The organism is Allomuricauda sp. CP2A (assembly GCF_001683915.1).
Lineage (GTDB): Bacteria > Bacteroidota > Bacteroidia > Flavobacteriales > Flavobacteriaceae > Flagellimonas.
The window spans coordinates 18,772-30,199 of sequence record NZ_LXTT01000003.1; the positions used below are offsets into that span (position 1 = coordinate 18,772).

Annotated in this window: 7 protein-coding genes and 1 riboswitch; of the genes, 6 read left to right on the top strand and 1 reads right to left on the bottom strand. The window is 44.0% G+C overall.

The window, feature by feature from the left end; genetic code table 11:
• Window positions 1-70: 70 nt before the first annotated feature.
• Complete coding sequence (locus tag A7D14_RS00420) at window positions 71-688, bottom strand: deoxynucleoside kinase (protein WP_067028809.1); 618 nt, start codon at window positions 686-688, stop codon at window positions 71-73.
• A 326-nt stretch (window positions 689-1,014) separates the two neighbouring features.
• On the opposite strand from A7D14_RS00420, the gene metK reads away from it, so the two are divergent.
• The 6 genes from metK to A7D14_RS00450 all read left to right on the top strand — a co-directional run bounded on the left by metK (window position 1,015) and on the right by A7D14_RS00450 (window position 11,233).
• The gene (metK, locus tag A7D14_RS00425) at window positions 1,015-2,268 is read left to right on the top strand and encodes a methionine adenosyltransferase (RefSeq protein WP_067028812.1); all 1,254 of its coding nucleotides are present in this window, start codon (window positions 1,015-1,017) and stop codon (window positions 2,266-2,268) included.
• Window positions 2,269-2,506: 238 nt separating this feature from the next.
• Window positions 2,507-4,441 (top strand): CocE/NonD family hydrolase, encoded by a 1,935-nt coding sequence (locus A7D14_RS00430; protein WP_141673174.1) that lies wholly within the window; start codon window positions 2,507-2,509, stop codon window positions 4,439-4,441.
• Between the two features lie 98 nt (window positions 4,442-4,539).
• Window positions 4,540-4,647, top strand: a riboswitch (SAM riboswitch).
• A gap of 115 nt (window positions 4,648-4,762) precedes the next feature.
• Window positions 4,763-6,037 carry an O-acetylhomoserine aminocarboxypropyltransferase/cysteine synthase family protein gene (locus tag A7D14_RS00435; RefSeq protein WP_067028834.1) on the top strand — a complete coding sequence of 425 codons (1,275 nt, stop codon included), beginning with the start codon at window positions 4,763-4,765 and terminating at the stop codon, window positions 6,035-6,037.
• Between the two features lie 96 nt (window positions 6,038-6,133).
• A complete protein-coding gene (gene thrA / locus A7D14_RS00440) occupies window positions 6,134-9,520 on the top strand; it encodes a bifunctional aspartate kinase/homoserine dehydrogenase I (protein ID WP_067028815.1) in 3,387 nt (1,128 codons plus the stop codon).
• A 76-nt stretch (window positions 9,521-9,596) separates the two neighbouring features.
• Entirely contained in the window at window positions 9,597-10,763 is a 1,167-nt protein-coding gene (locus A7D14_RS00445; RefSeq protein WP_067028819.1) for a trans-sulfuration enzyme family protein, read from the top strand.
• 59 nt (window positions 10,764-10,822) lie between these two features.
• Window positions 10,823-11,233 (top strand): RrF2 family transcriptional regulator, encoded by a 411-nt coding sequence (locus A7D14_RS00450; RefSeq protein WP_067028823.1) that lies wholly within the window; start codon window positions 10,823-10,825, stop codon window positions 11,231-11,233.
• The last annotated feature ends 195 nt before the right edge of the window (window positions 11,234-11,428 follow it).

The following is an 11,428-nucleotide window of genomic DNA, read 5'->3' on the forward strand; positions in this document are numbered from 1 at the left end:
AATTAAATATACCGATATCCACAGAATAAAAAAGGGAAAAGGGTAAAGGGTGAAAGTTTTGGTTTGGATTTTACTCAAAAAGTCCATGAATCTCCGCATCAATACGGTTGATCACGGTACCCAAGTCTTCAGGTTCATCCACAAAATTGATGTCGTCCACATCAAAGATGAGCAATTTACCTTTTTCATAGGTGTTGGCCCATGCTTCGTAGCGTTCGTTCAATCGGCTTAAGTAGTCAATGGAGATGGAATTTTCATAATCCCTCCCCCGTTTGTGGATTTGGTTCACCAAATTGGGAATGGAACTGCGCAGATAGATCAAAAGATCGGGTGGTTGCACCAAACTTTCCATCAGTTCAAACAGCCCTTTGTAATTTTCATAATCGCGGTTGGTCATCAAGCCCATGGCGTGCAGGTTGGGCGCAAAAATGTGGGCATCCTCATAAATGGTCCGATCTTGGATGACATTTTTCCCGGATTCCCTGATCTTTAGGATTTGGCGATAGCGACTGTTCAAAAAGTAAATCTGCAAGTTAAAACTCCAACGTGCCATCTGCGTGTAGAAATCATCCAAATACGGATTGTCCACCACATCCTCAAAATGGGCTTCCCACTTGTAATGTTTTGCCAATAGATTGGTCAGGGTGGTCTTTCCGGCGCCAATGTTTCCTGCTACCGCAATATGCATAGGGTGTTAGTGTTTTTAAGGTTGGTATTTATTGATTAGGCCAACGTGTGCCGCAATATACAAAGTATATCCAGTCAAAGAAAAAAAACTATTTGTACGGCATGCTTGAAATCGGTATAAAACAAAGTTTTAAAATAAGTTCCAAATATGTACTTTTGCCCATCAGAATGAGGATAGATTTGACTGATTGCAACCTCTTATCCTGAATAATTTCAGGATTAAAAATGCTAAAGCAGTTCAAGCCAAACCCGATTTGGCATCTCTTCAACGGGGAAAGGAACTTCTTTACAGGGCATTTGTCAAAGCTACCCCAAGAATCAAGAATAATGGCATATTTATTTACATCAGAGTCCGTTAGTGAAGGACACCCAGATAAGATTGCGGATCAAATCAGTGATGCGCTTTTGGATAATTTTTTGGCCTTCGACCCAGATAGCAAAGTGGCCTGCGAGACTTTGGTGACCACGGGGCAAGTGGTATTGGCCGGGGAGGTGAAAAGCCATACCTATGTGGATTTGCAGAGCATTGCCCGGGAAGTGATCAATAAAATTGGCTACACCAAAGGGGAGTACAAATTTAGTGGCGATTCCTGTGGTGTAATTTCATTGATCCATGAACAATCGCAAGATATAAACCAAGGTGTGGACCGTGGGAGCAAGGAGGAGCAGGGAGCTGGTGATCAGGGGATGATGTTCGGGTACGCCACCAAGGAGACCGATAATTACATGCCTTTGGCCTTGGATATTTCGCATAAGATCCTTCAGGTGTTGGCTGATTTAAGACGGCAGAACGACAAAATCACCTATTTGCGACCCGATGCAAAAGCGCAGGTCACCATTGAATATTCCGATGATAACGTCCCTCAGCGAATCGATACCATCGTCATTTCCACCCAACACGATGAGTTTGGAGCCGATGAAGAGATGTTGCTCAAAATAAAGGAGGATGTAATCAATATCCTGATTCCGGAAGTGAAGCAATTGTTGCCCGAGAGCATTCAGTTGTTGTTCAATGATAAAATCAAATACCATATCAATCCCACTGGAAAATTTGTGATTGGTGGGCCTCATGGCGATACGGGCCTCACCGGACGTAAAATCATAGTGGACACCTATGGCGGAAAAGGGGCCCATGGAGGCGGTGCTTTCAGTGGAAAAGACCCCAGCAAAGTGGATAGAAGTGCAGCTTATGCCGCACGCCATATTGCCAAAAATTTGGTGGCCGCTGGTGTGGCCGATGAAATATTGGTACAGGTCAGCTATGCCATTGGGGTGGTGGAACCCACTTCAATTTTTGTTGATACCTACGGTACATCCAATGTTGGTATGTCCGATGGTGAAATTGCCAAAAAAGCCTCAGAACTTTTTGATATGCGACCCTTTGCCATTGAAGACCGATTAAAATTGCGCAACCCCATTTATTTGGAAACCGCGGCCTATGGTCATTTGGGAAAAGAACCCCAAACGGTCACCAAGGTCTTTGAATCGCCCTATAACGGAAGAATTCAGAAAGAAGTGGAATTGTTCACTTGGGAAAAACTGGACATGGTAGATCAAGTGAAGGAAGCCTTTGGTTTATAATCCAAATCCATCATTTAAAATAAAGGTAGAAGGCCGTCCAAAAGGCAGGTTTTCGTCAACCTGAACTCGTTTCAGGTTCTCATAGTGATTTGTTTATCAGCATTATGGGATTCTGAAAATGAACCTGCCTACCGGCCAGGCAGGTTCAGAATGACGTATTTCAATACTTTTTGGACAGTTTTTTTGCTGGCATACTCCCGCGAACTTTAGTAGTTTTAGAGAATCAAAATACGAAAGCATGAAAACTTCAGTTCGGATTCTGTTCCTAAGTCTTTGTCTCTTGTTTGTGGTGGTAAGTTGTAAAAAAACAACCAAGACCGAAGCACAAGCGGTTGACACCTATGTAGCCGACCATTACACCAAACAAGAAGTGGATATTGAGATGCGGGATGGTGTAAAATTGCACACCACTATTTATTCGCCAAAAGACACTTCAAAAGAATACCCCATCATTATGCAGCGAACCCCGTATAGTTCGCAACCTTATGGGGAGGGCAATTTTAGGACACAAATCGGTCCCAATGTGAATTTGATGAAGGAAGGGAACATCATTGTCTACCAAGATGTTCGAGGGAGATGGTTGAGCGAGGGGCATTACGAGAACATGCGGGCCTATATTCCCAACAAGACCTCCAACGACCAAGTGGATGAAAGCTCGGACACCTACGACACCATTGAATGGTTGGTGAACAATGTGGAGAACAACAATGGCAAAGTTGGGATTTGGGGTATTTCGTACCCTGGGTTTTACGCCACCTATGCCACGGTGGATGCGCATCCGGCACTAAAAGCGGCGTCGCCCCAGGCCTCTATCGGGGATTTCTTTTTTGACGATTTTCACCATAACGGAGCTTATTTGTTGAGTTATTTTAGGGCAACCTCCCTTTTTGGAACCCCACGCCCCAATGGCGATCAAGCCATTGATACGGCTTGGTATGTGCTGCCAGAACTTCCGACAGAAGATCAATATCAATTTTTTCTGGATGCTGGACCGCTCAAAAACTTGGATTATTTCTTTGAATACGAAACTGCTGATACACCCACCATGCGGCCCGAAGGAGTCACTGACGACTTTTTCTGGAACGAGTTAAAGGAACACCCCAATTATGACGAGCTATGGCAGAGTCGTGGGCTCATTCAGCATTTGAAAGATGTAAAGAGCAGTGTGGCCACCATGATTGTGGGCGGATGGTTTGATGCCGAGGATTTGTACGGGCCCTTGGAAACCTACAAGAACATTGAAAAATACAATGAGGGAAATTACAATACCATGGTATTTGGGCCTTGGGACCATGGCCGTTGGTCCAGACGGGATGGCCGAAGCTTGGTAGGCAACTATTATTTTGGTGATTCCATTGCTGAATTTTTCCAGGACAATATCGAGACCAAGTTTTTCAATCATTTTTTAAAGGGTGACGGTGATATGGATTCTGGTTTGCCTGAAGCTTATGTATTCGATACAGGAAAAAAAGAATGGAAACAATACGATACATGGCCACCAGAGAACATGGTAAAACAGACCATGTACCTTTCCGAAAATCAAGAGCTCACTGCAGAGCAACAAGGAACCACAGGAATCCAGTTTATCAGTGACATTAAAAAACCGGTGCCGTATTCCGAAGATGTAAAAACCGTTTTCACCCCCAGAAAATATATGACGGATGACCAACGTTTTGCGGCTCGACGTTCCGATGTTTTGGTTTTTGAAACCGATGTATTGGATGAAGATTTGACCTTGGCAGGTGATATCATGGCAAAATTAAAAGTGGCCACCACAGGCACAGCCGCTGATTGGATCGTAAAAATCATCGATGTGCATCCCGCCGATGTTGAGACCAACGAAGAAATGCAGGACCACCTTAGAATGAGCAATTACCATTTAATGGTCCGCAGCGAAGTGCTTCGGGGCAGGTTCAGGAACAGTTTTTCCCATCCAGAGCCTTTCACACCAAACAAGAAAACCGATGTGAACATCAAACTACAGGATGTCTTCCACACCTTCAAAAAAGGCCACAAATTACAGGTTCAGGTCCAGAGCACATGGTTCCCGTTGATTGATTTGAATCCACAAACTTATGTGGAGAACATCTTTAAGGCAGATGAATCGGATTTTAAAACCCAGACCCATACGGTGTTCACGGATTCCAATATTGAATTCTCGGTTTTAAAGTAGGTGGAATAATGGTTTTGCTGTGAATTTTTCCAAAAAGATTAGGAATTTCGGTTTTTCCATCAGTATATTTGTCCCACGAAGTTCAAACACGTATTGAATAGTTATCAAGAAAGGCGGAGGGAATAGACCCTGTGAAGCCTTAGCAACCCTTGACCCCTAGTGTCATGAAGGTGCTACATTCTATCCCATGCGGGAATAGATAACGACAATCGACATTTTTCGATTTCACTTTCTTATAACTTTTTGATTATTCCTAAGGGCAATGCCTGCAGGGTTTGGCTTTTTTATTTTATCGATGTATTAATTAAACAAACAAAAGTCATGAGCGATCAAAAATTTTCTACCAATGCCCTACATGCAGGTCACGATGTAACTGTTAACGGCGGAACACGGGCAGTGCCCATTTATCAGAGTACCGCCTATGTGTTCAACAATTCAGACCATGCCGCCAACCTTTTTTCCTTGGCCGAGTTTGGAAACATTTACACCCGGATCAACAACCCCACCAATGATATTTTGGAACAACGTCTGGCGGCACTGGAAGGCGGGATTGCATCCGTGGTAACTTCTTCCGGAACTGGAGCCATCAACACCGCATTATTGGTCTTGTTGAAAGCGGGAGATCATATTGTATCCTCAAACAGTCTATATGGAGGAACCTACAATTTGTTCAGTGTAACCCTCCCTCGTTTGGGCATTACCACAACCTTTGTAGATCCTTCGGATCCAGCTAATTTTGGGAAGGCCGTTCAAGAGAATACCAAAGCTATCTTTGTGGAGTCTTTGGGCAATCCCAAACTGGATGTATTGGACCTAAAGGCCATTTCCAAAGAAGCCAAAGCGGCCAAAGTCCCCTTTATTGTGGATAATACTGTTGCATCCCCGGCTTTGCTCAATCCGATTGAATACGGGGCCAATATTGTCATTCACTCATTGACCAAATACATCAACGGAAATGGAACAGCTTTAGGCGGAGCCATCATTGATGCCGGTACCTTTGATTGGGCCAATGGGAAATTTCCCGAATTCACTTCGCCTTCTCCCGGATACCATGGATTGGTCTATCATGAGGCCTTAGGTCCAGCAGCCTTTATAGCCAAAGTTAGGATTGAAGGATTGCGGGATCACGGCGCATGTTTGAGCCCTTTCAATGCGTTCCAAATCATTCAAGGATTGGAAACGTTGGACATTCGTATGAAAAGACACAGTGAAAGTGCGTTGGACTTGGCCAAATGGTTGGAAGATAGGGATGAGGTCACTTGGGTGAACTATCCAGGATTGGAATCCAGCAAATACAAAGCTTTGGCCGACGAGTACTTGCCCAAAGGGCAAAGTGGAGTGGTTACCTTTGGTGTTAAAGGAGGCTTTGATGATGCCAAGAAAATAGTGGATGAAACCAAACTGTTTTCCCTTCTGGCCAATATTGGAGATACAAAATCATTGATCATCCACCCGGCAAGCACAACCCATCAACAGTTGAGTGATGCCGACCAAGAGTCCACCGGGGTGACTAAAGACCTCATTCGACTTTGTGTTGGCTTGGAGGATCTATCCGATCTAAAGGCCGATTTGGAGCAGGCCTTTGCCGCCATTTAAATGAAACAAAGATGTCACATCGAGATGTCATCCTGAGCGCAGTCGAAGGAGCTTTCGAGATGTTTCATAAAAGAATATTTGTAATTAGTACTTAGAATGCTACAGCATCTGAACATAGAACAATTTACCACCCAAAATGGCACTACCCTAGACCTAAAACTGTCCTATCAGCTTTTTGGTCAACCTCTTCATTCCGCCCCAATTGTATTGGTGAACCATGCCCTTACAGGAAATTCCAATGTGGCGGGCGAAGAAGGCTGGTGGTCCGATTTGGTAGGCGAGGGCAAGTGCATCAATACCGATACCTACACCATTTTGGCCTTTAACATTCCCGGGAACGGTTATGATGGCTTTGTCATTGAGAACTACAAGGATTTTGTGGCTGGTGATATTGCCCGTATCTTTCTTTTGGGACTGGAACAATTACAAATTGACCGTCTATTTGCCATCATTGGCGGTTCTTTGGGTGGTGGAATTGCCTGGGAAATGGCCGCATTGAACACAGCTATTACAGAACATCTGATTCCAGTGGCTTCCGATTGGAAGTCCACCGATTGGTTGATTGCCAACTGTCAGATTCAAGAGCAGTTTTTGATCAATTCCAAACAACCCGTTCACGATGCCCGTATGCATGCGATGTTGTGCTATCGCACCCCGGAATCCTTCAAGGAGCGCTTTAAACGAAGCACCAATGAGGAGCTTCAGGTCTTTAATGTGGAAAGTTGGTTGATGCACCACGGAAAGAAATTGCAGGAGCGTTTTCAATTGTCGGCCTATAAATTGATGAATCAACTTTTGAGGACCATCGACATTACCCGAAATGGGGATGAAGCCTTCAAGGCACTTCAAGATAGCGATACCAAGATTCATATAGTTGGGGTCAATTCGGATTTGTTCTTTACCGCTGAGGAAAACAAGGAAACCTTTAAGCGTTTGGCCCAGGCCAATACCAATGTCACCTACGGTGAAGTGCAATCTTTGCATGGGCATGATGCCTTTTTGATGGAATTTGAGCAGTTGGAAAAACTGTTGGAAACCGTTTTTCAAAAGAATGGCAAGCATGAGCGCATCAAGATTTTGAAGTTTGGCGGAAAATCTTTGGCCAATGGAGAGGGGATTGAACGCGTGTTGAAGATCATTGGCAAACGGGCAGAAGAACATGAGCATTTTGCCGTTGTGGTCTCTGCTAGGGGAAAGGCCACGGATCAGCTGGAAAACATGCTGGAAAAGGCTGCCGGAGGATTGGATTTTGATGATAATTTGAAATCTTTTGCCACCTATCAAAAGAATAATTTTGATGGCGTTGACATTGAAGAGGAACTCAGAGCCATTGAAAAGATTCTAAATGGAGTGTCGCTTACCGGCGATTATAGCCTTCGCACCAAGGATGAATTGTTGTCCTTTGGGGAGTTGATTTCTGGCAAGACCGTCACTGCTCTTTTGAACCAATTGGGATTAAAAGCGCAGCTGATTGATTCAAGAAGCTTGATCAAAACCGATGATGTCCATAACAATGCCGAGGTGGACCAAAGCATTTCAAAGGAAAATGTGATTCGCTGTTTCCACGATTTGGATGCGGATACCATTCCTGTGGTCACCGGGTTCATTGCATCCACTAAAACTGGAGTCACCACCACCTTGGGGAGAAATGGGACCAATTATTCCGCGGCACTTTTGGCCAACTTTTTGGACGCTTCGGAATTGATCAATTACACCCATGTGGATGGGATTTTCACGGCAAACCCAGATTTGGTTCCAGATGCGAGGTTGATTGATGTCATTTCCTATGATGAAGCCAACGAGTTGGCCAATTTTGGGGCCAACATCCTGCACGCCAAGACCATTATCCCATTGATTGAAAAGAACATTCCCTTAAGGATTTGCAACACCTTTAATGATGATAACCAAGGTACATTGATTGGACCCAAAACGAATAACGGAGGCATAAAATCCCTGTCGGTGTTGGATCACATGGCCTTGATCAATCTAGAAGGGCGGGGGCTTTTGGGCAAAGTGGGCATTGATGCCCGAATCTTTAGGGCCTTGGGCCAAAATGGCATCAGTGTGGGGATCATTTCTCAAGGGTCTTCCGAGCGTGGTATTGGTCTGGTTGTGGATGCCACCAAAGCGCAAAAGGCCAAAAAAGTGTTGGATCAAGAGTTTGAAACCGATTATTCCTCACAGGATATCAACCAGATAACCGTTATCAAGGATGTTTCGGTGATTTCCATTGTGGGCATGGATTTGAGCAGTTTCCACAAGCCGTTCAATGCCTTGGCGAAGAATCAGGTGATTCCTTTGCTCTTCAACAATACCGTAACGGGTAAAAATGTGAGCATGGTGGTCAAAAAAACCGATTTGCACAAGGCCATCAATGTAATTCACGGACAGATTTTTGGAATTGCCAAGAAAATCAACCTGGCCCTATTTGGACATGGGAATGTGGGGGGTACTTTGATCAAACAGCTATTGGATTCCAATAAAAGTATTGAAGAACGAAAGGGCATCGATCTAAAGGTTTTTGCTGTGGCCAATTCCAAAAAAGTACTTTTGGATGCCAAGGGAATTGGTTCCAACTGGGCAAAAAGATTGGAAAAGGAGGGGAAACCCTATGAAATTGAGGATATCATCGCTTTCGCCAAAACCCATCATTTGGAAAATCTGATTGCGGTTGACAATACGGCGAGCAGTCCATTTGTTGAAAATTATGAGCCGTTGATCAAGCATGGTTTTGACTTGGTCTCATCCAACAAGATTGCCAATACCCTCAGCTTTGAGAAATACAAATCCATCAGGAAGTGCTTGGATAAAAACCAAAAGCAATACCTATACGAGACGAATGTAGGGGCAGGACTTCCGCTAATTGACACCATTAAACTGTTGCACTTGTCCGGTGAGAACATAACCCGAATCAAAGGGGTGTTTTCAGGCTCATTGAGTTATATTTTCAACACCTTTTCTGAGGTGGACACCTCCTTTTCATCCATCATAAAAGAAGCGATGGAAAAAGGATTTACCGAGCCCGACCCAAGAGAAGATCTCTCTGGAAATGATGTGGGTAGAAAATTGTTGATCTTGGCCAGGGAACTGGACCTTCAAAATGAGTTTTCGGATATTGCGGTGGAAAATTTAATTCCTGAGGGATTACGGACACTTTCATTTGAGGATTTCAACTCCCGAATCGAAGAGATGGATGAGGTCTATGCCAAAATCAAAAATGATCAAGAAGCAGGGCATGTCCTTCGATACGTAGGAGATTTGTATGGCGATTTGCAACAGGACAAGGGTATTTTGGAGGTAAAATTGATTTCTGTTCCCAAGCAAAGTGCACTGGGGCAAGTAAAAGGGTCCGATTCCATTATTGAGATTTATACGGAATCCTACGGAGAAAACCCCTTGGTGATCCAAGGTGCCGGAGCGGGAGCCGCTGTAACGGCCAGAGGGGTGTTTGGTGATATTTTAAGAATAGCAGAAAAGATATAGCTTCGGCCATGCTCAGATACCTTGTCAAATGTCGGGTGGCTGAGCGGAGTCGAAGCCACAAATAGAATATAATATAATGGGAAAAAGACAATTCGAAACAGAAGCCATACGGACACAAATGGAACGCACCCAATTTTTGGAGCATTCCAGCCCCATGTACCTGACCTCCAGTTTTGTGTTTGAGGATGCCGAGGACATGCGTGCTTCTTTTGCAGAAGAAAAGGACCGAAACATTTATTCCCGGTACTCCAACCCCAACTCTTCGGAGTTTATTGATAAAGTGTGCAAAATGGAAGGGGCCGAGAACGGTTTTGCCTTTGCTTCGGGAATGGCAGCCGTGTTTTCAACTTTTGCGGCCTTGTTGGAAAGTGGGGACCATATTGTGTCCTGCAAAAGTGTTTTTGGATCTACACACACACTGTTCACCCAGTTTTTTCCAAAATGGAACATCAGCACGAGTTATTTTGGTGCCAATGATTTGGACGCTGTAGAAGGGCTGATCACATCCAAGACCAAAATCATTTTTGTGGAATCGCCCACAAACCCTGGGGTTGATGTGTTGGATTTGGAACGTTTGGGTAACATCGCCAAAAAACATGGTTTAATTTTTATCATCGATAATTGTTTTGCATCGCCCTATCTACAGCAGCCCATAAAATTTGGAGCCGATTTGGTCATCCATTCCGGGACAAAATTGATGGATGGCCAAGGCAGGGTTCTGGCTGGAATTACTGTAGGAAGCAATGAATTGGTGGATAAAGTGTATCGTTTTTCACGTATTACAGGACCCTCACTTTCCCCTTTCAATGCATGGGTATTGTCCAAAAGTTTGGAGACCTTGGCCCTTCGGGTAGATAGACATTGCGCCAATGCTTTGGAATTGGCCACCTATTTGGAAGGTCATGATAAGATTGAATGGGTCAAGTATCCCTTTCTAAAATCGCATCCGCAGTACGAATTGGCCAAAAAGCAGATGAAGGCCGGAGGTTGCGTAGTTGCTTTTGAGGTGAAAGGCGGTCTTGATGCGGGAAGAAAATTCTTTGATAACATAGAACTGTTGTCCCTTTCGGCCAATTTGGGAGATGCCAGGAGCATTGTTACACATCCTGCATCCACCACGCACAGTAAACTGAGCAAGGAAGATCGCGAATCCGTAGGCATTTCAGATGGAATGGTACGGGTTTCGGTAGGGTTGGAGCATATTCAGGACATCATAGCTGATATTGAGCAGGCGTTGGACTAGTCGGTGAAGAGCTATGATTTTTCGGGAGGCGGATTGTTAATTTTCGCTATATTCGTGGGATGCTGTCCAAGAAGACAAAATATGGCCTAAAAGCACTTACCTATCTCGCTTCCGTGGGAACAAAAGAACCTGTTCAAATAGCAGAGATTGCCAAGCACGAGAATATTTCCCAGAAATTTTTGGAAAGTATTTTACTGACCCTCAGACGGAACGGATTCCTCGGTTCAAAAAAAGGAAAAGGGGGAGGCTACTACTTGATAAAAGAACCCAAAGAGATTCCCATGACCGCCGTGATGCGGGTTTTGGAAGGCCCTATTGCCATGGTCCCTTGCGTTAGCTTAAACTTCTACGAGAAATGTGATGACTGCCCGGACGAAATTGAATGCTCCGTCCACAAATTAATGCTACAAGTTAGGGACAGTGCTTTGGAAGTGTATCGGAACAATACCTTGGCCGATTTGATATCCTAAAATATGTATTGGTTTCAGTGAAGATTTTATAACAGATTTGGATGATTTGTTGTAATCTACTAAAACGATAGGCTAAAAGTAATTTTAAGATTCATTTTACTTTTTGTTCCAGAAATTAATTCTATTTTTGAAATTCCTACTAAAACGATAGACATTATATAATATGGCGCTAAATATCAATATAGATCATTATAA